Origin of the sequence: Dapis purpurea BLCC-M126 (genome assembly GCF_050015975.1) — a bacterium.
GTDB lineage: Bacteria > Cyanobacteriota > Cyanobacteriia > Cyanobacteriales > Microcoleaceae > Trichodesmium.
In genome coordinates this window covers 25,133-48,575 of the sequence record NZ_JBNHER010000276.1, presented here as the reverse complement: position 1 = coordinate 48,575, position 23,443 = coordinate 25,133, and the positions used below count along the sequence as shown (strand labels likewise).

The 23,443-nt window shown below is 33.7% G+C and carries 12 protein-coding genes; 3 read left to right on the top strand and 9 right to left on the bottom strand.

The window, feature by feature from the left end; genetic code table 11:
• Complete coding sequence (locus ACP6PL_RS25570; RefSeq protein ID WP_426548151.1) at positions 1-1,290, top strand: class I SAM-dependent methyltransferase; 1,290 nt, start codon at positions 1-3, stop codon at positions 1,288-1,290.
• Between the two features lie 56 nt (positions 1,291-1,346).
• Here the strand turns inward: ACP6PL_RS25570 and ACP6PL_RS25565 are convergent, their stop codons facing one another.
• The 4 genes from ACP6PL_RS25565 to ACP6PL_RS25550 are packed head-to-tail and all read right to left on the bottom strand — an operon-like array spanning position 1,347 to position 7,807.
• Positions 1,347-3,077, bottom strand: a complete 1,731-nt coding sequence (locus tag ACP6PL_RS25565; RefSeq protein WP_426548150.1) for a glycosyltransferase 61 family protein — start codon at positions 3,075-3,077, stop codon at positions 1,347-1,349.
• A gap of 36 nt (positions 3,078-3,113) precedes the next feature.
• The gene (locus ACP6PL_RS25560; protein ID WP_426548149.1) at positions 3,114-4,130 is read right to left on the bottom strand and encodes an STELLO glycosyltransferase family protein; all 1,017 of its coding nucleotides are present in this window, start codon (positions 4,128-4,130) and stop codon (positions 3,114-3,116) included.
• Positions 4,131-4,134: 4 nt separating this feature from the next.
• Positions 4,135-6,513 (bottom strand): tetratricopeptide repeat protein, encoded by a 2,379-nt coding sequence (locus tag ACP6PL_RS25555; protein WP_426548148.1) that lies wholly within the window; start codon positions 6,511-6,513, stop codon positions 4,135-4,137.
• Positions 6,514-6,529: 16 nt separating this feature from the next.
• Positions 6,530-7,807 (bottom strand): class I SAM-dependent methyltransferase, encoded by a 1,278-nt coding sequence (locus ACP6PL_RS25550; protein WP_426548147.1) that lies wholly within the window; start codon positions 7,805-7,807, stop codon positions 6,530-6,532.
• A gap of 261 nt (positions 7,808-8,068) precedes the next feature.
• Here ACP6PL_RS25550 and ACP6PL_RS25545 point away from each other — a divergent pair, with 261 nt between their 5' ends.
• A complete protein-coding gene (locus tag ACP6PL_RS25545) occupies positions 8,069-8,998 on the top strand; it encodes a class I SAM-dependent methyltransferase (protein ID WP_426548146.1) in 930 nt (309 codons plus the stop codon).
• A gap of 22 nt (positions 8,999-9,020) precedes the next feature.
• Here the strand turns inward: ACP6PL_RS25545 and ACP6PL_RS25540 are convergent, their stop codons facing one another.
• The 5 genes from ACP6PL_RS25540 to ACP6PL_RS25520 all read right to left on the bottom strand — a co-directional run bounded on the left by ACP6PL_RS25540 (position 9,021) and on the right by ACP6PL_RS25520 (position 20,560).
• Complete coding sequence (locus tag ACP6PL_RS25540) at positions 9,021-9,695, bottom strand: class I SAM-dependent methyltransferase (RefSeq protein ID WP_426548145.1); 675 nt, start codon at positions 9,693-9,695, stop codon at positions 9,021-9,023.
• A gap of 36 nt (positions 9,696-9,731) precedes the next feature.
• Entirely contained in the window at positions 9,732-10,301 is a 570-nt protein-coding gene (locus tag ACP6PL_RS25535) for a Uma2 family endonuclease (protein WP_426548144.1), read from the bottom strand.
• A 383-nt stretch (positions 10,302-10,684) separates the two neighbouring features.
• Positions 10,685-16,159, bottom strand: a complete 5,475-nt coding sequence (locus tag ACP6PL_RS25530) for a tetratricopeptide repeat protein (protein WP_426548143.1) — start codon at positions 16,157-16,159, stop codon at positions 10,685-10,687.
• Between the two features lie 61 nt (positions 16,160-16,220).
• Complete coding sequence (locus tag ACP6PL_RS25525) at positions 16,221-17,237, bottom strand: STELLO glycosyltransferase family protein (RefSeq protein ID WP_426548142.1); 1,017 nt, start codon at positions 17,235-17,237, stop codon at positions 16,221-16,223.
• 89 nt (positions 17,238-17,326) lie between these two features.
• The gene (locus tag ACP6PL_RS25520) at positions 17,327-20,560 is read right to left on the bottom strand and encodes a tetratricopeptide repeat protein (protein ID WP_426548141.1); all 3,234 of its coding nucleotides are present in this window, start codon (positions 20,558-20,560) and stop codon (positions 17,327-17,329) included.
• Positions 20,561-21,284: 724 nt separating this feature from the next.
• On the opposite strand from ACP6PL_RS25520, the gene ACP6PL_RS25515 reads away from it, so the two are divergent.
• Positions 21,285-23,378 (top strand): hypothetical protein, encoded by a 2,094-nt coding sequence (locus ACP6PL_RS25515; protein ID WP_426548140.1) that lies wholly within the window; start codon positions 21,285-21,287, stop codon positions 23,376-23,378.
• The last annotated feature ends 65 nt before the right edge of the window (positions 23,379-23,443 follow it).

The following is a 23,443-nucleotide window of genomic DNA, read 5'->3' as shown; positions in this document are numbered from 1 at the left end:
ATGGCAGCAACAATAGAAAAAGAACTAGAAGAAGTTAAGGGTAAATGGCAAAAAACTCAACAGGAGTTGGATCAAACTAAGTCTGAGTTGCATGATGTGAGAGAAGAGTTGGAGCGATCGCAATCTCAGTTAGATGAGGTACTCGGAGAGTTGGAGCAAACACACTTTGAGTTACATCAGCTTAAGGAAAAAGGGGGACAGCAGCAGTCAGAGTCGAATGGGGAAGTTGAGCAAGAATTGGAGGAAACCAAGGCTAAATTGCAAGAGACTGAGCAGTTGTTAGAGCAGTCGCAGTCACAGTTAGGTGAAACGATGGGGGTTTTAGAAGGATATCAGTCTCAGATGGAACAGACGATGGAGGTGTTGGAAGAGTCGCAAGGGAAATTGCAGCAGAAGCAGGAGGAGTTGGAGCAGGTGAAAGCAGAGTTAGCACAGAAACAGTCGGGTTCAGATGCGGAATTGCAGAAAGAGTTGGAGGAAACTAAGTCTCAGTTGCGGGAGAGTGAGGAGTTGTTGGAGCAGTATCAGTCTCAGTTGGAAGAGACGATGGAAGTATTGGAGGAGTCTCAGTCTCAACTGAAGCATAACCAGAAAGATTTGGAAGAAGTGAAAAAGGATAGGGAAGAAACAAAACTTAAGTTACAACAAACTAGAATGGAACTAAGAAAATTAAAGGGTGATTATCAAGCTGAATCTATTATCAAAGATTTAGTAAATGTTCTTCAGGAAACAACTAAAGAAGAAAAAATAGATTTACCTCAAAATTTTAATCAAGGCAGTTTACATCAGCACCAGAGAATTGCCAGAGTAGCAGAATATTGTGTGCAAATATGGCCTGGTGATTTGATTGAAATAGGTTGTTTTATAGGAGAAACAACAAAACTATTGGCTGAGGTTGCACAGAAATATAACAGAAGGTTAATGGCAGTAGATCCTTGGGAACTAGGAACTCAAAATTGTCGAGGGGGAGAGTATGAAGCTTTCTTGAAAAATATTGAACCGTATAAAGCTAATGTAGATATTGTTAGATTATCTTCTTTGGATCAAAAAGCTATTAGTTTGATTAAAAATAGAGAATTATGTTTTGCATTTGTAGATGGTTTACATACTTACGATGCTTGTTTATCCGATATAAAAACGGTCGATCATTGTCAAGGTGTTATAGCTGTTGACGATCTATTGTGGAGTCCTGAAGTTGATAGTGCTTTTCACAAGGGTGCTGAAATTATTCAGAGTCGTAAACTCTATCTTCCAATTTGTAGAGAAGGTTATCTGTTACCAAAAATTTAATGCTTAGATAGGAAAGTTGATATTAAAAATCTTGAATTTAGTATATAGTAATTGTCTTAATTAATTCCTGCTAACTTCATTAGTTGGGATAGTAAGTCTAGATTAATTACTACATCTAAACCCCTATTTTTTGGTAAATCGTGTCTGGTACTGGAAGATTCACCTATCATATAATAGTGTTCTAAATTACAGTGATTGGCGATTATATAGTAACAGTTTCTCACAATATCAGGTCCAAACAACTCAATGATTTTAGTACCTGGTTGACAGAATACTATATTAGTAAGTCCTGCACCATGAACTGTAATTACAACTTTTACATTGGCTAATAAAGAAACCTGCTCTGCCACGGAAAGGGAAGAAAAACTTACAGTTTTAAAACCAAGTATGCTTAAAAATGCAATTACTTCATCTTCATTAACTAAACGACGTACCTCACTATCTTGCCTACTAATATAAATACGCTCTGGATGTTCTCCTGATTTTACTATATCTTTCAATGGCATTAACTTTCTTTTAAGAAACTCACAATTCCATTTTAAAGGAACTGCCAAAGGTAAAGATGGCACTATTAATCTATCAGATTTAATATGATGGTATCGATCGCTTTCTATAATTTTTGTTTGAGGAATACCTAAGATATTTAATATTTCTTTTTGAAATTGTTTTTGGTAAGAATTAACTATGAATTTATCTACATAATTTAGATCTAGACCACTGTTAAGGAGTAATTCTAAGCGAGAAATTACATCAAACATCCAATGATAATAATTATACCCCCACCGAGATGATAAAAATACCACTATTCCATCTAAATTCAAAATAGGTGGTAAATTTTTTGTTGATGCTAGATCGGTAATATTTGGTTTTCTAAACATCCTTTTTATTAAAATTTCATTTTCTGAGTTAGTCACAACAACTCCCCAAGAATCATTATGCCAAACTATTCCTTGGGGAACTATGACAACAAAATTTTTAGCATTAGCTTGAGGAGTAATAAATTGAGGATGAATAGTTTGATGTATTGTAGTTGTTTGCTTAACTTGACTTTGATTTTGAAGAGGTATATCTATATAACTAATTTTATGATTTCTTGATTCAGAGTAAGTAATATTATCTGTTAATTCACCCAGATTTTTGAGAAAAATTATCGGTAGTTCCGTTGCACGCTCAGGGTTAATCTCTATAACTTGGTGATATAAAGCTATGAGTTTATCAAATAAACCTTGTTTTTGCAAAGCTAGAACAAAACTTGATAAATCTTTATCTAACAATTGTGGTTTCAGCTCAAAAGCTTTCTCAAAAAAAATTGTAGCTTCACCCCATTTTTTCGTCTTTAATAAAACATCACCTAAACTTTTGTATGAGTAAGCAAACTTAGGGTTTAATTCTATTGATTTTTTCAAGCAACTAATAGCTTTATCGAAAGTATTTTGTTGTATTAAAGCCCAACCTAAACTGTAGTGGAATTCATAAAAAGTAGGGTCAATACTAATTGCTTTTCTCAAATATTCAATCCCTTGTTCTAACTGCTCAATTTTGCATAAAGTTACTCCTAAACTATGACAACACCATGCTAGATTAGAATTGAAACTTAAAGCATAATAGTAGATATTAACAGCCTCTTGTAGTTGACCTTTTTTAACTAACACTTCTCCTAAGTAATAGTAAGACCAAGCTAAGTAGGGGTTAAATTTAATCGCACGATTATAGCCAGCGATGGCTCTATCTAGTTTACCTAAACGCATTAATTTATTAGCGTTTTTCAATTCTTGAGATGAAGGCATAAATTTTTGAATTAGACAATTAAACTCTTGTCAAATTTAAGCATATCCAATTACCTTTCTCAAATCTTTCAGCCAAGTATCTAATAATTTAGCCTCTTCCTGTTTAACTAAGTTTAATTGAATTAAGGTATCATAACATTTTCTCAAATTATCAGGAATCTGCTGTTCACCAGATAAAAGTTTGAGCTCAGATAATGATTTGGCAATTTGACTATTATTCAAATATCCTGACACTTCATCCTCAAAATCGCGCATTAAATTATGCTTATTCCTTTCCTGATAAACCGTCGGACTATGGAATAAAATACGCCATCCATTTTCCCAACAAATTCTTTGAGCTACAAAACTGCGCCAAATATCAGTCATTCTAAAGGAACAGTAAGCAGGTAGATATAACAAAGGATAAACTGGCGGAAACCAAACAGTATTTTGACTATTAAACGGACACCAAGTTTCTGTGCCTAATGCCAACTTTATATTATCTGCAAATTGAATCGGTAAAGGCAAAATTAAACGATAAATTGCATCCACATCGGGGTTATCATCAGCTAGTCCTTGCTGAATTGGACATTCTGAGGTGGATATGATTAAATCCTCATAAGCTGGCACTAGCTGATTAATCTGGTCTAAAGGGAATCCTCGTGGCCAAATCATGGAATTAGAGAAGTATTTGTAAACATTAACCCAACCCGCATTATCTATTATCTTAGCTTCAATTTGAGTATAAGTTGGATGCCAAAAACTATCTAAAGGTAAGTTATCATCATCAGTCTCCACAATTAATTCTGCCCCTGCTTTAATTGCTAATAAATAGCCAATATTTTTTCTAGCATAGTGGCGTGTGGGGCAAAGTTGAGCATATTCTAAATTTGTCGTCAATTGGGCATCAATATCGTAATATTCACTACCTTCTAGGGCGAAATCTTTGGGGCTTTTGGTATCGCCGATAATAATGAAATCCCAATTGTGAAACTGACAACCTTTTGCTAATTCTGTTAGTACTTTATTGGGTGAAGATATAGTTGTTACTACAAGTTTGATATTGTTTGCCATTTTATTAATTGTTATTTTTCTGTTTTATTTGCTGGAGAATTGGTAAAGTTTTTTTGTATATAACTTGCCAATCTAATTCATAATTACTCCAGCCACTTGTTCCTATATCGACAATATCTTCAGGCTCTAGAAAATGGGGAGCAATCGCTTTTTCTTTAACCTGCGACCAAAATCTCTTCTGTACAAGATGACCTTTGTTTGCATAAGTAACACCTGGTTTATCATTCACCCATGATGTAACAGTTAATCCTGAACCGACTACAGCAATATAAGCATCAATATAATAACCCCAACTAATACTTTCATGCAAAGGACAACCCAATGTATTGTAAATTTTAATATTAGCTTTAAGTTGTTTTTGAATATTTTCAACTACTTCATTACAGTCAACCCATCCATCAAAAACTATCCCTAAATTTGGAAAACTATCGCTTAATTTGTTGATAATTTTAGCATATCCTTTCTCTTGAGATATCCAGCTTTTATTATGGGAGCGAACGTTAATCCAAAGTAAGGGAAAAGATTCTTGATTTTCTTTAATACCTGTCAGTATAGTTCTTAAATCTGCTGAACATTTATCCCAAGCTACCTTTTGGACTCTATTCATACATTCGCTACTGATAAAATGCTCAGTTATTCTGAAGCAGAAACAATTATTTTTCAAGAAAAATTGGAATTTTTCTGACTCTGACATCTTCAACACTTTAAGAATTTTACTGTCAGGAATCTCTGGCATAACAGATATCAATTCCATTTTTTCGTAATCACCTACAGCAAAGTTGTCTATATTCTCTAAAAGATGATTTTTATAAGAGTAATATATGCCGTTCAAATCTTGCCAGAAATAATGACCAAGATTATTAATAAATCCTATACATGATGTTAATTTTCGGGAATTACTAGAATTAAGATACTTTAGTACATCTTTAAAATAAGTGACAATTAAACATTGGAAATCTTGAAAAATTTGAACATTAGTTGTCGGTACATCCCAGTCAGTATAATATATCGCCACGTTAAATCTAGGAATATACAATGATATTTTATCTCCACTCCAACCACCAACAATTATATAAAATATTTCTCTTCCTTGAAAACGATAAACAATAGAACTTCCCCAGAAAAAAGATTCGTTACTTCTAACTATTTTGCCACTGGTAGGATCTAAACAGTACAGATATTTAAACTCAGCGATCGTATGGGGAAATTCTACAGGATTATTAATACGATGCCAACAACGAAAACGTCTCAGGGGATAGAGAACATTTCTTTGAATATATCCAGAGTTATTCGATGAATTTTCATTTTTGAATAGGTTTAAATAAACATTTTCTACACCTTTTTCTTCCTTCCTCATTACATTCATGTATTCGACCGATACGCCCAATTCTCGCAATAATATTTTCTCTTTTTCTGTTAAATGAGGTAAGAAAAAAACTGATATTTTTTTATTTTGGAAATGCTCATTAACTTGATTGCCTTCAAGTTTGAGACCATCTATATCTATATCCAAATCAAACTCTTGGTCTTGGGAATTATTAGAATTAAACCAATCCCAAATCAGGTCGTATTTGGAAATATCTCCTGATGCTTTTAACAGCTCTTTTTTTTCTTGCTTTGGTAACTGAGGTTTGGGAAATTCTTCAAAAAATCTTACAGCTTCTGTTAAGAATCCCAAATTAGCTAAGTGAGCGCCTATTTGCCAATAATAAAATAAATTTTCTATATTTTTTTGGAAAACATTATGATAAGAATCGATAACCTTTTGCAGTTTACCTGCTTTCACTAAAGCCACTCCCAAAGACAGAAATGGTTTAACTTGATGACCATTCCAAGGCTGAACTTCTAGCAGTTTTTCGTAGCATAATAAAGCTTCATTCCATTGCTGTTTTGTTTCCACCAACAATACACCAAGTTGACAGTAGTCATCTATTAGAGGTTTAATTTCTATAACCTTTCGATATCCTGCTATTGCTTTATCCAGATTTCCCAAACGTTTCTGATTTATTGTATCAACCCGATATTGGGAGATTGCTCTTTCTAATCCCTTGTAAAATCTCTGAAAATCAGGTTCCATTTCACAGGCGCGATGGTAATTTACTATGGCAGTATCAAATTCTCCTTTACTAGCAAAGACTTCCCCTAGTTCGTAGTGAGACCATGCCAAATTGGGGTTAATTTCTATAGCCCTAAGGAAGGAAACAATTGCTTCATCCAGAATACCATTTTTGGCTAAAGCTTCCCCTAAATAATGATAAGACCAACAGAAGTAGGGATTAATTTTTATAGCTTGACGGTAGGAAGCGATCGCCTCTTTTAATTTTCCCAGACGCTTCAGTTTATTACCTTCTCTTAAATAAGTCTTTGCTGTTTCTCGTTCCATTTTCAAATACTATTATCTATCCTTGTTTTTGCATAATCAAGATATCTTGACCACTGGTATACTTATCTCGACCACACCATGAGCCATAGTATTTGCTGATAACGTTAAGACCAGATTCTGATATCCATTTTAACAACAGAAATTCTTTGAAAGCAATAGCAGCTTCTGGGTTATTAGGATTAGTTGTAAAACATTCATTCAACTCATAAACAAATTGAAACCCACTTTTTCCTTCAGCTATTAATTGTTCTGAGTTTCTATTAAGTAAAAAACAGCTACACAAGCACTTTCCTCCAAACTTCAACACTCTATATATTTCCTCTAAATAATGACGCACTTCTTCAGTTTGCATATGAGTAAATACAGAGGTCAAAAAGACGAAATTAAAGTTTTCATCTTCATAAGGAAAAACAAAATCTTTTGCTTGAACATTTCCACCAGGGTTGTAGTGATGATTATAAATATTCACCAAGCGGAAATTGAAATGAGGACGACGTGTTGATATTTCTTGTTGAGGCCATTTAATAAATCTAGCCATAATCTCGAAACCTTCATAACTACCTGGAGACTTTAAATAATGAGCTAAACCATAAGCCATTCGTCCTAAACCACATCCAACTTCTAGAACGCGGTCTGTTTGTTTTAATTCTGCTAATTGGATAAAATAACTTAGAAAAGCAAAAGAGTTTCTCAAAAATGCCCCATGTTCTCCACCACCACCAGTCCACTTGAGATAATCTGTACTTGGGATAGGTATAGAAGATTGAGGTAAATTTACTAAAATAAGTCCTTCACGCCCGCTAAATAAAGGTGTCAAAATAATCAGAGTATCTTGCCAATTCTGATGTTTATGGCTGAATGGTAATTTGATACAAAATCCTGCCTTCTCAATATTCTTTAACTGAGGAAATGCTTGTTTAATATGATGAGGACTAGGTAATTCTAACTCTAATTCAAAATTATGTTTTTCTTGACCTGAGATAGACACCTTGAAGCCATCAGCTAAACCTTCATCAAATGAAACCACCCATCCTTCTAGGTACAATACTTGATTTCTAACAACTACTTTTTCCAAAAATCCATTAGTTGCTAAAGGTTTATTTTGTATGACTTCATAATTTGAATTGTTAGGAGCTATTTTAGACTTATTTTGTAGACTTTGCTTTTGTACTAAATGAGACTGAGACTGAAATTCATGTAATTCAGTTTTAATCTGAGCTACTCTAAATTGCATTCGATCTAATTCTAGTCTCATTTTTTTTAAATTATCTGCAGATTTTTTTTGTTGTGACATATTTAATTGAGTTAAAAGTTAATAATATAATGAGAATAATTCAATTGAATAAAATTCGATAAAAGTATTAATTAATAACTATAAATAAATAAGATAACTAACATAATAATTATCCAGGAACTTTGTCAAAAAAATAGTTATAATATAAATTATAATACTATATCACCCTTACGTCAAGGATAAAGTTTATTAAAAAACCTATCCAGTCTATTAAAAAAATTTGTAATCTGAATTGAATATTAATTAAGGATAAAACTAACGATGGAAAATCACAAAAATGAAGAACAAAAAAAAGTAGCATCTCATTGGTCTGACGTGACAAAAAAAAGTCAGCAAGCCCAAAATTTACGTTTAAGATGGTGGCAAAGTCCAAATATAATTAAACACATAAACAAAAAAATTACAGGTCTCCCACTGGATGGGTTTTCTCAAGGTATTACCCAGAGAGCTCAAGAAATTGCAGGCGATCGCTATCCTTTTTCTCGTGGTATATCTGTAGGGTGTGGCAACGGACAAAAAGAAATTACTTTAGTTACTCAAGGTTTGGTTTCTTCATTTCAACTTTACGAAGTTTCCAAAGTTAGAATTGATCAAGGAAGGAGATTAGCAGCTAGGTTTGGTGTGGAAAACAAAGTAACTTTTATTGAAGGCGATGCCTTAGAAATTATTACAGAAAAAGAATGTTTTGATTTTGTTCACTGGAATAATTCTCTCCACCATATGTTAAATGTAGAAGCAGCAATTAAATGGAGTTATGAAGTTCTCCAAAAAGGGGGAATGTTTTATATGGATGATTATGTAGGTCCAAACCGGATGCAGTGGTCAGATAAAATGTTAGAAGTTGCTTCTAAAGTCAGAAGTATTCTACCGGAAAAATATTTAGCTAATCCCAAAAACCCTAGTCAGTTACTACCAAAAACTCTGACTCGAAATAGTGTTGAAAGGATGATTCAAATTGACCCTTCAGAAGCGGCAGACTCGGAAAGAATTATTGACTCTATAAAAAAATATTTTCCCCAAGCTGAGATTACCTTCACTGGTGGGGTAGTTTACCATTTAGCCTTGTCTGATATTCTTCATAATTTTGATGAATCAAAAGATAAATATCTTCTAGATTTTCTAATGCTTATAGATGATTTATGCTCGGAATTGGGTGAAAATCATTATGCTACAGCTTTAGCAATTAAATAGAAAAATTTCTAATTTGAATTAACTAATGGCCAGACCTAACATAACTCACATAAGACTTATCAAGCAGTTTTTGATAAGATAAAACACTAGACTCTGAACGACCATTGCCCCGCATACCTTCTACAATCCAAACATTAGGATATCCATTATCAACTCGATAATTACCATGACGTTCAATACCTTTTAAACTTGAGTGTTCGCTCTTTCCATATTCACAAAATATTACTTTTTGCCATCCTAAATTATCAAGTAAAGATTGCAAAAAATCTTTTGAATAAAGAAACTGATGACCCCATCCATGAAAAGCACGATTGATAGAAAATGTAGAATCAATACGTTTTTGTGGATTAGTTTCTGACAAATTAAAATGAGTAGAAAGTACCCACTCTAGGGAAGGAGTAGAAAGTCGAATTACTCCACCAGGTTTAAGACTTTTCCAAACATTATTGAGGAAAGCGATCGCTCCTTCGAGACTCAAATGTTCAAGAAAATGTTCCCCGTAGACATATTCCAAGCTATTAAAAGGCCAAGGTTTAGTCACATCCATCACTTGGTCAATACCAGGAAAGGGACGAATATCCACATTCCACCAATCAGCCATGATATTATGGGGTCCACAACCCACTTGAACTTTTTTAATGCCATCGGGATGATTTGGGCTATTACGAGAGGTATGATTTTTGGTTGATATATTCATAAATTTTTTCTTGATATATATTGGAAAAGCTAATAATTATAACTCTATATCTAAAAGAAAACTAGGTAATACATCTTCCCCTGACAAACTTGGGGGAGAGTCTAATATTTCTACTTCTTTTCCTTGGCGATAAATTTCCACACGGCGATTTTTCTTATCAATTAGCCAACCTAATTTTACTCCCCCATCCATATATTCTTGCATCTTTTTTTGTATATCTTTTAAAGTGTCAGAAGGTGACATTAATTCCAATACAAAATCTGGAGCGATAGGAGGAAATTTTTCTCTTTGTTCGGGAGTTAGTTTATTCCATCTTTCTAATTGAATCCATGATACATCAGGAGAACGATTGGAATTATTGGGAAGTTGGAAACAGGTCGAGGAATCGAAGACTTTTCCTAGTTTTGTTTGACGGTTCCATATTACAAAATCAGCAATAAGAGAGGCATTATATTCTCCTGTTTCTCCTCCAGTGGGTGGCATAATTGTTATTTCTCCTGTGATCTTACGTTCAAATTTAATTTCAGGATTATCTCGACATAGTTGATAGAATTGGTCGTCGTTAAGTTTGAGGATATTGTTAAAGTTGATGGTTATAGCTGTCATGTTTTTCGCACTATGAATGTTTTTTTCTGGGAATTTATTTATAGTAAGGTTGATAGAATTGGTTGTCGTTAAGTTTGAGTATATTGTTAAAGTTGATGGTTATAGCTGTCATGGTTTTCGCACTATGAATATTTTTTTTCTGGGAATTTATTTATAGTAAGTTTGATAGAATTGGTCGTCGTTAAGTTTGAGGATATTGTTAAAGTTGATGGTTATAGCTGTCATGTTTTTCGCACTATAAATGTTTTTTTCTGGGAATTTATTTATAGTAAGTAAGTAGGTATACTTAAACGTTAAAAAAATTGTCGGGCTGGGTAAAATTAAAACCTTTTATAAGTAGGCAATTTATTTTTATCAACCCAACCATTACTTTAAACTCGCACTTAATTAGGACTTTGCATTTTTTTCTGATGTAAAGTGGCGATCGCTTCTAATATTTCCCTAACTCTTTTCTCAAAACTATGATTATCTCGAATATATTTTGCTAACTCTAATTTTTCTCCTCCATTCTGACTTTTTTTGTGCAAACAATCTTCTGCTACTTTTGGCAAATCTTCCTGAGAATTATAAGTGGAAATTTTATTTCCAAACACTTTTTCTAAACCTGAAATTTTGTCAGAAATAATTGTTGCTCCACAAGCAGCAGCATCAAATAAACGATTGGAAATAAATCCTTTTTCTAGCATTGTATCCCAATGGTCATTTAATAATACGCCACACTTACTATAATACTTACGTAAAATTTCATTAGGAATATATTGTCCTTTTAAATAACCATCGGGCAATAAATTATCCCAGTTTGTACCATAAACATCTATTTTTAAACCACTCTCGACTGCATCTTTTACTATCTGGCGATAAACTTTGCGAGAATTTCCGACAAACAATATTTCTCCTACTTCTTCATAACCTTCTTTGTCAGGATAAAACAAATTTGGATCGGTACATTGGAGCAAAGTTTTTACCGGAACATTTACCTTTTTCTGCAATTCCTCAGCATAAGAATGGGATGCCACAAATACTTGGTCATATTCCTCATATTCCTCTAGGGAAATTTTATCTGGATGACTAATATTCCACATCAAATTAATATGATAAGACTTTGGTTGATAACGACTCAAACCGCGAATCGTAATTGCCACATCATCTCCAAATATTTGAGGATTTTCCCACTCTGGCAAAATATCAATTCTGACGGAATGACCTAATATTTCAAATTGCCGTTTAATGGCTAAGGCAAAATGATAGTCTCCCCATTCTTGCGCCTGTTTCCAGTCAGGAACTCCAATTTTTATGCCGATGCGGAAAGTGTTGGTCATTTTTTCGCGTAGGTCAGAAAATACTGTATGGGCGCGATGTTTGTAAGTGTGTTTTTCTTTGACTATTTTCTGTAACTCTGCCACTTTAGCTAATCTTAATTTCTCATTTGTTAGATACTCCCGTAATAAATTTTCCAGAGATTCGCGAGAATTATAAGTAGGCAATAGTCCGCCGAAAGATTCTTGGTTTCCTAACTCTCCATTGGTAACAACTAATGCACCAGACATTATGGCATCAAACACCCGCGAATTTGTGGAACCCCATTGTTTTGTGACTGAATTTGCATCATCAATTACTATTTTTGTCGAAGCATAAACTTTCGGCATATCTGTATAAGGTAAAGGTCCGCGATTATACTTTTTAAACTTCTCAAATTTTTCCCAGTTATAGCCATACAAAGCAAATTCAAACGGCAAATTATCTGGTTCTAACAAACTCATAATATCTCGCGGATATTTCCAGAAACTTCCTGTAAAGCAATAGTCAGATTTATATTTGTTGTCTAGTTCAGAATTGATGTTTTCTTGTTCTTCTAAAATTGCTACTTCCAAATTTTTCCCTACTTCACTTTGGTTGACTTCGGGAATTTTATTACTTTGTTCGGAAGAATCTTTTTCTGAATATTCTGAAATTCCTACTTCAGAATTAACTTCTTCTTCACTTATGACTTCTAAGTTGACTTCTTCTCCAATTTTAACTTCTAAATTCCGACTTTTGACTTCTAAATTCTCAATTCTCAATTCTTTCTCACTTCTAAATTCTGAATTCTGACTTTTGACTTTTGACTTCTGAATTCTCAATTCTAAATTCTCAATTCTCAATTCTTTAAAGTTAGTTGCTATTCTAACTACTGTTGCAGGTTTAAATAATTTATCCTGAATATAATCTGCCGATTTTTGAGAAGAACACCAGAAACAATTATAATCTCCTGCTGATTTTTGAGATGCCCAAACTTCAAACCAATTTCTTGCCCAAGCAACTTTTACTAAACTTGGTTTTGCATTTTCTATTCTTTCTAAATCATAATCGTGACGCATCACTACAATTACATCTAATCGCGTCATATCATACCAATCTTCTCCTTCAGAAATATAATAAACATCCCATCCAAATTCTTTAACTAATTGTTCTCCTAATTCCACTGCTGTAAAATAATCTCCTGCGGAAGCTGCCATATCTGCTTCAGTTACAGCAAACCCAATAGTTAAAGGATGACCAGTCCAATACATTCCTTTTTCAAAAAAATCTTGTAGATGTTTCCTTCGTAAATAATAGGCATATCTTTGCTCAATTATCGGACGATTTTTCAAAATTTTCTGGATAAATTCTTTCCCCTTATTAAATCGAGAAAAGCCACGATTATGAAAAGCAGTTAAATTATTAGCACTGATAATTTCTTTGCCTAACTTTTGTCGGATAGTCAAACATAAGTCTACATCCTCATAACCGTAAAAGTAGTCTTCATTAAAACCTCCCACTTTCTGAAAATCTTCCCGCCGACACATCATTAATGCTCCAGTAACAACAGGTACTTTCCAAGGAGCAGATTGTACTTTTAATAATTGCGAAGCATATCGGACTTCGTAGGGATAAAAAGGTTCATTTTGACTGTGGAAATATAACTGTACTCCTAAATGTTGAGTAGGAGGAAAAGCTAAAGAGCGATCGCTAACTATATCTAATAATTTTACTCCTACCATTCCTAAATTTTCATCTTGTTGAATTAAATCAACCATCTGGGGAATAATATCTTGGCAGAGGGTAATATCGTTATTCATAAATAACAGTAATGGTGCTTTTGTTTCCTCTACTCCTACATTGTTGGAATTGGAAAAAGAATAATTCTCTCCCCTGGCAATAATTGTAATTGGTAATTTTTCTGACCACTGGTTACAAACATCAATACTATTATCTGTAGATCCGTGATCTACTACTATTAATTCTATTTTTTCGTAGCTGTTATAAATCTCAAAGGAAGCAAATAATTCGCTTAATAGTTTTGCTCCATTCAAACTCAAAATAATTACTGCTACTGCTGGCTTTTCTGTCTGAATTTTTGCTAAAGATATCTTACTTCCCTCTTCTATATTCCTTCCTCCTTCAAAAAAACTTCCTTCTTCCTTCTTCCTTCTTCCTTCTTCTAACTCTTCACTCCTGACTCCTGACTCCTGACTCCTGACTCCTTGAACTCGATAGATAAGTTTATTAATTTCTCCCCGATTAAAACTGAGATTAATTTCATGTTTTTTCCCTTTCGGTCCGACTACTAATGGTTTAGGAGAATTTTTTAATTGTTGGCCTGTTTCTGTTATCTTGACACTAACTTCAACTAAACCGTTGCTATGTAAAGATGGGGGAATTTTATGAGCAAAGGCATGATATCCATCAGTACCAAAAGCTTCAGCTAAATCTTGACGATATTTATTCGCTACTAAAGTTCCAACTAGATTATTGCCGACAAAAATATCAAGAAATACAACTTTGTCAGGATCTTTTTTATGTCTTGCCCAACCAGAAACATAGTCGATAGTTGCATAATCAAGACAACCTTCAAATTCTGTTTCTCCTAATAAACTAAGACTGCCAAATTCCCCTGTTCTCAGAACATTTTGAAATGATGAAACTTCCTCTGATTTTTTCTTAGCTTTAGAAAAATGAGGGTCTATTTCTAAAGCACGACGATAACAACTTATTGCTTCACTTAATGGATTTTTTTTCGTCTTTGCCTCGCCTAACTGAAAATGAAACTTTGCCGAATTAGGTCTTAACTCCACAGCTTTAGCATAAGCAGCTACCGCCTCATCCCATCTCCCTAATCTTGACATTAGTTCTCCAATATGGTATATAACGTCGGCAGATTTAGGATTAAGTTGCCTAGCTTTCATATAAGCTTCTAGCGCCTCATCCCATCTTTCTAGTTGAGCAAGACTTTCTCCCAGAACATGATAAACTGCTGCCGAATTAGGATTAATTTCTGTTGCCCGACTATAACTAACTACAGCTTCTTCCCACCGTTTTAGTCTACTGAGGGTATGACCTAACTGGTGGTGAATTTCTGCTGTATTAATACCTAGTTCAATAGCTTGCCGATAACTGACAATAGCATCATCAAATTTTTGTTGCTGCACCAAAGCTAAAGCTAGACTATGGTAAACTTCTGGCAACTTGGGGTTAAGCTCCAGAGCGCGACGATAATTTACAATAGCCTTATCCGACTGTTTTTGTGTGGCATAAGCTTCCCCTAAATAACCATAAACCTCAGCTAAATTGGGATTAAGTTTAATGGCACGTTCCAAAGAAGCGATCGCCTCATCCCAGTGTTTAATATTACTCAAAGCTTTGCCCAAATCTCCATAAGCTTCAGCTAAGTTAGGATTAAGTTCTATAGCCTGGCGCAAAACTGCCACTGCCCAGTCATTCTGCTTTAATTTAATCAAAGCATGACCTAATTGATGATAAACATCTGGAGAGTTAGGTTGAAGTTCAGAAGCTTTGCGGTAATAAACTACAGCTTCCTCCCATTGTTGGAGTTGAGAGAGAGCATATCCTAAATAATGATAAACCTCTGGGGAGTCAGGCTGGAGTTCCGTAACTTTCTGGTAAGCTGCTGCTGCTTCTTCCCACTTTTGCTGTTGAGCCAGAGCATATCCTAAATGGTGATGAACTTCTGGGGAGTTAGGCTGAAGTTCGATTGCTTTTCTATAAGCTGAAATACCTTCATCCCATTTTTGTTGCTGGGTTAGAAGATAGCCAAACTGGTGATAGACTACTGCTGTAGGGGTAGTGTTTTTTTGCCCGCCCAACAAATCAATTGCTTTCTGATATGCAGCAGTAGCTTCATCCCACCGATGCAATTTTGCCAAGGTTTCCCCATAATAATGATAAACTGTAGCAAAATGAGGAATTATTTGGCAAGCCTTTAAATAAATTTTGGCAGCTTGATGGAAGTCTCCCAATTTTGTTAAAGCCGTTCCTAACTTTTGGTATCCTTCCCAGAAACCAGGGTCAATTTCAATTGCTTTTCGATAACAGATTATCCCTTCCTCAATCTGACCTTGTTTTTCTAAAGCTACTCCTAAATTTTGATGAGCAATACTAGAGTCAGGTTCTAGAGATATAGCCTTTTGGAAATGAGCGATCGCTTCATAAAGTAACCCTTTCTGGACTAAAGCTGCTCCTAAACTAATATAGAATTCTGAGAAATTAGGATTAATCTTAATGGCTTGGGAATAAGAGGCGATCGCCTCATTTAACCGACCTTGTTTTTCCAGGACTTTCCCCAAATTATGATGAGACAATGCAGAAGTAGGTTTTAGTTCTATCGCTTTTTGATAGACTGTAGCTGCTTCTCCCCATTGACCTATTTGAACTAGAACATCCCCTAGACTTTGGTAATACAAGGCCAAGTTAGGGTTGAGTTCGATGGCTTTTTGATATAGAATAACAGCTTTTTCTAGTTGGCCTGCTGCAAGAGCTTGTTGGCCTTGTTGGAAATATTGGGTTGGAGTTTCTGGAGTTTCTGAGGGGAAGGGTTTCATTTGTCTAGTAAGATCGAGATTATATTTGTGATTTAAGACTAAGAACTGTTTAATTTACAGACTATTTTCTGTTCATCAATAAATTTATATCTTTGAGCCAAGCTTCTAGTAGATCGCCCTCTTGTGGTGGAAATATTTCATTTTTAATTAGAGTATCGTAGCATTTTATGAGGTTATCTAATATTTCATTTTTTCCCGTTTTTAGTTTAACCTCAGATAATAATTTTGCTATTTGTTCATTGTGGAGATAACCGGGAATCTCTTGCTCAAAATCTTGCATTAAATTATGAATATTACGCTCTTGATAAACAGTTGGACTGTGAAATAAAATCCGCCAATCATTTTCCCAGCAAATTCTTTGAGCGATAAAACTTCGCCATATATCTGTCATTCTAAATGAACAGTATGCAGGCAAATACATAACTGGATAAGCATCCGGAAACCAATATGTATTTTGACTATTGAAGGGACACCAACTATGTTTACCCAATGCTAAATTCACATTATTTCTAAAGTCTTGAGGTAAAGGTAAAATCAATCTGTAAATTGCATCAACATCTGGATTTTGATTAGCTAGTCCTTGTTGAATTACACATTCTGATAAAGATTCAGATAATTCTTGATAAGGAATTATAGGGTCGTTAATTTTGTCTAATGGTAATCCTCTCGGCCATATTGGTGCTTCTGAAAAGTATTTATAAACATTTACCCAGCCTCCATTGTCGATAATTTTACATTGAATCTCTAAAGATTTTTCTTGCCAAAAACTATCTAAAGGCAGATTATCATCATCAGTCTCTACTATTTGTTCTGCTCCTTTTTGTATTGCTAGTAAATAACCTATATTTTTTCTAGCGTAATGTTTAGTGGGGCATAGTTTAGCATATTCTAATCCTGTGGCTATTTGAGCATTAATATCATAGTATTCAGAACCTGCTAAAAAAAATTCACTTGGTGTTTTTGTATCACCAATAATTATGAAATCCCACTGGGATAACTGACAGCCTACTGCTAATTCTCGTAAAACTTTATTGGGTGCTGAAATTGTTGTAACAACTAATATCGTTTTAGATTCCATTTATCTATATTTTTATTTCTTCAAAGTTCGTGAACAATGACCATCATCTCTTGTACTTATTTTTATTTTTTATCTTCAGCCATTAGCTTTTACTTTTCAATTTTTTTGAGAATCTTAAATATTCTTTGATATATAGTTTGCCAATTAATTTGATAATTTCCATAAGCTCCTTTCCCTAGTTCTTTAATATCTTGATATCTCAAAAAGGAGGGAGCTATAGCATTTTCTTTCACACGAGACCAAAAGTTTTGTTGTTTCAGATGACCTTGATTAGCATAAGCTACACCAGGTTTATCACTTAACCATGATGTAATCACTAATCCCGAACCAAGTACACAAATATAAGCATCAATTTTGTGTGCCCAAACTATACTTTCATCTAAAGGACAACCCAATGTATTATATATTTTTATATCTTGCTTTAGCATTTTAAAAATATTTTCTACTATTTCATTACAATCAATCCAGCCATCAAACACTATCCCGATATTGGGAAAATCTTCACTTAATTTGTTAATAATATTTGCATATCCTTGCTCCTGTGATACCCAACTTTTATTGTGCGCCCGAATATTTACCCATAGTAGAGGGAAACACTCTTGATTATTTTCTCTATTTGGTAATACTTCTCTGAAATTTTCACTGCATTTATGCCAAGCAACATCATATATTTTAGAAACATATTCTTGAGTAATAAAATGTTCAGCCACCCTCAAACATAAACAGTTATTTTTCAACAATAACTTGAACTTTTGAATTTCTGGTAAATCTTCCAGAATTAACTGTTTTTTATTTTTGAGTTCTGGGAAAATTTCTGTAACTTCTAGGTGTTGAGAGTTTCCTACTGCCAAACAATCTATCTGGTCTAACAAAAGATTTTTGTATAAATAATATATTCCATTAAGTTCTTGCCAAAAAAAGTGTCCCAGATTGCGTCGAAAGCCAACAATTGATGTTAACAATCTTGGCTGCTGGGAATGAATATATTGTTTAACTTCTCTAAAATAAGTAACAAAATAAGCCTTTAAGGAATTATAATCACCCTGAGTATGTTTAATAGTGTGGGGAGCTTTATTTGATAATATTATAGCTATCTCAAATTTAGGAATATATAAAGATAGTTTCCAGCCACCAAAATCCCCTGCTAATATATAAAATACTTCAGCACCCACAAAACGATAAATAATTGTCAGGTCTTGGTGATAAAAAGATTCATTTGACCCGATCAGATTACCAGTGATTGGATCTAAAGCATACATATATTGGAATTCTGCTATGGTCTGGCTAAATTCTACTCCACTATTGAGACGGCGATCGGGAGTAGATAGTTTTCTATGGGGATAATGTTGTGTTCTTTTGAGAGGATTAGTTGGTAATTCTTGATGAAAATAATTGATATAAATATTTTCTAGTTCATTATTTTCCAGAGCAATGATTTGTAGATATTCTAAATATATTCCTAATGTTTGAAGATGCTCTTGCTCCGATTCTGTGAGTTTTTTGATATTAAATATTACAATTTTATTTTTCGCAAAATAATTTTTAATTTGATTTGCTTCTGTTTCCCAATGATCAGAATTTATATTCTCTATATCTAAATCAAATTCTTTGGTATTTTTTTGATTAAACCAATTCCATATTTTATCGTAGATTGATTTGGGAGAATTATTATTGATTTTTTGCCCTGGTAATGAGTAAGACTGTGGCTTAGGCCATTCCTTAAACAAACTAACTGCTTCTGGAATTAACCCTACTTCTGACAAACTAATACTTAACCAATAATACCACCATAAATTCTGCAAATCTTTCTGGAAAACTCGATGATAACAATCAATAACCTGTTTGATTTTTCCATTTTTTACCAAAGACACTCCTAACAAGAGGTATTTGGAGATTTGACTGTCTTTGCCAGACTTTTTCTCTAAAAATAAAATTTTTTCATAGCATAAAAGTGTTGCCTCCCAATCTTGTTTTTCCATCCACAATATCCCTAGTTCATAATAGTCTGAACTTTGAGGCTGAAGTTCAGTAACTTTCTGATAAGCCTGAATTGCTTCTGTTAAATTTCCAGTTTGTTTGTGGTCTTTTGCACAACTACGATAATCTTCTATTAGACTTTGCTTCTGCTGTGTCAGTAGAGACTCAAGTTTGGGAAAAAATTGAGATTCTTTCGGTAAATTTTCTAGCCCTTTTTGGTAAATTTCTAAAGCTTCAGCAAACCTCCCTGTTTCTCGTAATATTTGTCCCCATAAATAGTAAGCATCGCCCTTAGTTGGATTTAATTCAATTACTTTTGAGTAGCAGACGAGTGCTTCCTCAGTTTTTCCTTTCTTTGATAAAGCCTTAGCTAAATTACGATAAAATCCCTGACTATTTGGCTTCAAATCAATGGCTATTTTGTAATATTCAACTGCTTCTGAGTATTGCTTTTTTTTAGCTAAAGCCAATCCCAAATTGTTGTAAAAAGAAGCATTTTGAGAATTAAGTTCTATAGCCTTACGGAAAGCATCAATTGCTGCATCCCAATTATTTAAATTCATCAAAACTGCCCCTAATTTTTGGTAAGACCAAATAGCATTAGGGTTAATTTCTATGGCTTTCTCAAAAGTAGTGACTGCTTCATCAAATTCACCTTTTTCTATTAAAGCTTTTCCTAGTTTTTGGTAAGCTATCCATGTATTCGGTTGAAGTATTATCGCCTTTTGATAAGAGTTTATTGCTTCATCCAAACTACCTTGAATTATCAAAGCATCTCCTAATAAATGATAAGCTTTAAATAAATTAGGATTTAACTCAATTGCTCGGCCATAACAAGCGATCGCTTCAGTCAACTTCTGATGGTCAAAAAGAGTTTTACCTAGACTTAAACATTCTAATGCTGTTGCGGACTCTGGCTCTAAAGTTAATTCTTGATAAGAATACTCAGCAGCTAACTTTGGTTTACCTAGCAAATGCCAAATTTTGGACAAGTTGCGGTAAAATCCAGCAATATTTGGTTTGAGGGCGATCGCTTTTTGATAAGAGGCTATAGCCAGCTCCCACTGCTTTTGCATAGCATATAGACTACCCATATTAGCATGGACTTCTGCCCAATCGGGTTGAGCAGTAAGGGCTTTTTTGTACCAACCCATAGCTTCTTCTACTTGGCCTATAGCCAGGCTAATGTTTCCTTGTATCTTGTACCCAGGGGCAAACTCTGGTAGTGCTGCTAAGACTTTTTGACAAGCTGCCTGCGCTTTATCTAATTTTCCTTTGGCCAAATAAGTTTCTGCTTGTTGCAGATTTTCAACTACTGTTGTTTCTAGATTTAACTGGGAGTGCATATTCTTATTTTTGGTATAATTCAGTTTTTGTCACTCATAAATGAGCTAAAGATCTGTCTGGGATTAATATAGAATTCTTTCTCAACCAAAGCTGTTCCTAAACTATTGTAGAATCCTGAGAAATTACGATTAATTTTAATAGTATTGGAATCAAAGTAGTTGTGGAATTTAAGAAAGATAAGTTACTTATGGATTTGTCCTTAGTTTGAAAACTATATCTTGATGGCAGATGACAACCTAGGAAAAGTCTAAGTTGTTGTATTTTCTCATTATGATATTTAGGTATAAATTTATAGTAAACAAGACGGGTGCATCTCAGATATGCGATGAGTAGAAATACTCAATCAAAACCATCAGGCATGACAGGCAGTAGTTGCCGGGAGCGCAATAGTTACCAAGTAATACCCCTAATCTTCTCAGATATTGTTGTGCTTATCTCCATGGGGCTCTTACCGCTTAATTTCTCTAAGTATTTTTGCCCATCGCCTAATTGAGATGCACCCAACAAGACTGTCCAACCCAATGACCACAAATTACAATTACTTCTTGTTTAAATGCACCAAAGTTTGAGATAATTAGCAACAATTTTAACTTGATTGAAGTCTAGTAAATATCTATTCTAATTAATAAAAAATAGTAATATTTTATTGGCTTGTAGTTAGAGATAAATCTCAACAAACACTGAGCTAAATTCTATTGTTTAACAACCACGGAGTTTTCAATTATGTCCGATATAGAAACACAGAAACAATCACAAAAATCACTAGAGCGACTTGGCGAAAGAATGAAACTACTATCAGAATACAAATCTAAATTGAGCTTGGCTAAAACTGGCTTGGACAAATACCAAACTCTACAGCATGAAACTACTTCAGAAAAGCTCAAATCAACTGCTAGTCAACCTAAATCAATTAAATCTAGTGATGATTCAATCACAAATACTGCTCCTGTTCATAAATTAACTAGTGATGGTAAAACTAACACTTTACCAAGCGAAAAATATAAAAATAAATTAGCTAAATTATCTGGTTGTTATATTGATGAATATTCATATATCATCAATACAATTAGTCCGAAAAAGCCCAGTAACTTCTTGATATTTGGTGTTGGTAGAGACAGTAGTATTTGGATGGAGATTAATAAAGAAGGTAGAACTATATTTATAGAAGATAATCAAGAATGGTTTAACTGGGCAAAAGAAACTTATCCAGATATTGTAGCTTATTTAGTTGATTATGGTACAAAAAGCAAAGATTGGTTAAATTTACTAACTGAATATAGTCAGGGTAAAGAATGTTTGTCAATGGTGCTTCCAGAGGAGATTGTACAAACAAAATGGGATTTGATTTTTATTGATGCACCCGCTGGATACTCAGAAGAATTGCCAGGCAGAATGAAGAGTATATATATAGCTGCCAAACTAGCTTTTGAAACTGGAAGTACAGATGTTTTTGTACATGATTGCGATCGCCAAGTAGAAAATATTTATAGTAGCTATTTTTTCCATCAAGAAAACTTAGTTACTGAAATTCGGAGATTGAGACATTATAAAATTACTGGTACAGGAAATTTATTACATCAAGAATCTCAACAAAATACAAATCAAACACAACATCAGTCAGAAAATATTCAAGTAGAAATTGATAGTGTTAAATTATTAAAGCCAGTTTCAAATCTATTACATGGATGTTATTTAGATAGACCAAAAACAGGAGAAATTTTTCAACGAAATACAATTAAATTAGTCGGGTGGGTAGTTGGTAAAAATTCTCCTGCTGTAGCAGTAGAAATTATTAGTAATGGTCAAGTAATTAACAAAGTACCTATCAACAAACAACGTCCTGGTGTAGCAAGAGCTTATCCTCAAGTTACTAGCGCAAAAAAAAGTGGTTTTTCCACAGAAATACAATTAATTAGTTTACCAAAAGAATCTGAATTAACATTACAAGCCATACTCAAAGATCAAAGTCGTGTACCTCTTGGCTCCTTAAAATTAAACTATAAATCTTACAAATCAGTAGGAGTAATTTATATTGCTACTGGAGAAAAATTTATTGGTGAAGCTTGTCAATCGGTAGCTAGTTTAAAAGCTAAAATGCCAAATATACCAGTAACGATTTTTACTAGCGAAGATATCAAAAATTCTAATTTTGACGAAGTGATAGTAATAGAAAAACCAGATTACAATCATGTAGATAAAATCAAATATATGTATGAATCTCCTTATGATTACACATTATTTATTGATACAGACACCTATATATCTGCTGACTTTTCAGAAATATTTACACTCTTAGATAAATTTGACATGGGAGTAGCCCATGCTCCTAATAATATTAGAGGTTTTGTTAATCGTGTACCAGAAAGTTTTCAACAGTTAAATACAGGAGTAATCTTATATAAAAAATCTCCTCAAGTAGAAAAGTTTTTTGCTAAATGGTTAGAATTATACAAATCACCTAATGCCGATCAACCTACTTTTAGAGAAGTTTTGTATAGCAGTCAACTGAGAATTGTTACCCTAGCTCCAGAATATAATTGTAGATTTCCTTTTTTCGGAGTAGTTTCTGGAACTGTCAAAGTATTACATGGAAGGCACAAAAATTTACCATTAGTAGCTGATAAAATCAATTCAGCAAAAGGTTTGCGATTTATCAATCCCGAAGAATTTAAACATCTGGGAAAAAAAACACTAAAGCAATCTACTGAAGTAACTAATACCTCATTGCCAAGCTCTAGTCATAATCAGTTAGATAATCCTCAAACAGAAGATACCAAAAATAACGTCAAATCAAAAAAAAAATCAAAAAAAAAATAAACCACTAAGTATCAGAAATACTCCCTTATTAACTCCAGAAGCTACTGATTTTTTAGAGAACTTCC

Coding starts and splice junctions, on each gene's coding strand:
- ACP6PL_RS25550 (WP_426548147.1), bottom strand. CDS start 7,807: ATGTCACAACAAAAAAAATCTGCAGATAATTTAAAAAAAATGAGACTA.
- ACP6PL_RS25560 (WP_426548149.1), bottom strand. CDS start 4,130: ATGGCAAACAATATCAAACTTGTAGTAACAACTATATCTTCACCCAAT.
- ACP6PL_RS25515 (WP_426548140.1), top strand. CDS start 21,285: ATGTCCGATATAGAAACACAGAAACAATCACAAAAATCACTAGAGCGA.
- ACP6PL_RS25535 (WP_426548144.1), bottom strand. CDS start 10,301: ATGACAGCTATAACCATCAACTTTAACAATATCCTCAAACTTAACGAC.
- ACP6PL_RS25540 (WP_426548145.1), bottom strand. CDS start 9,695: ATGAATATATCAACCAAAAATCATACCTCTCGTAATAGCCCAAATCAT.
- ACP6PL_RS25555 (WP_426548148.1), bottom strand. CDS start 6,513: ATGGAACGAGAAACAGCAAAGACTTATTTAAGAGAAGGTAATAAACTG.
- ACP6PL_RS25530 (WP_426548143.1), bottom strand. CDS start 16,159: ATGAAACCCTTCCCCTCAGAAACTCCAGAAACTCCAACCCAATATTTC.
- ACP6PL_RS25570 (WP_426548151.1), top strand. CDS start 1: ATGGCAGCAACAATAGAAAAAGAACTAGAAGAAGTTAAGGGTAAATGG.
- ACP6PL_RS25545 (WP_426548146.1), top strand. CDS start 8,069: ATGGAAAATCACAAAAATGAAGAACAAAAAAAAGTAGCATCTCATTGG.
- ACP6PL_RS25520 (WP_426548141.1), bottom strand. CDS start 20,560: ATGCACTCCCAGTTAAATCTAGAAACAACAGTAGTTGAAAATCTGCAA.
- ACP6PL_RS25565 (WP_426548150.1), bottom strand. CDS start 3,077: ATGCCTTCATCTCAAGAATTGAAAAACGCTAATAAATTAATGCGTTTA.
- ACP6PL_RS25525 (WP_426548142.1), bottom strand. CDS start 17,237: ATGGAATCTAAAACGATATTAGTTGTTACAACAATTTCAGCACCCAAT.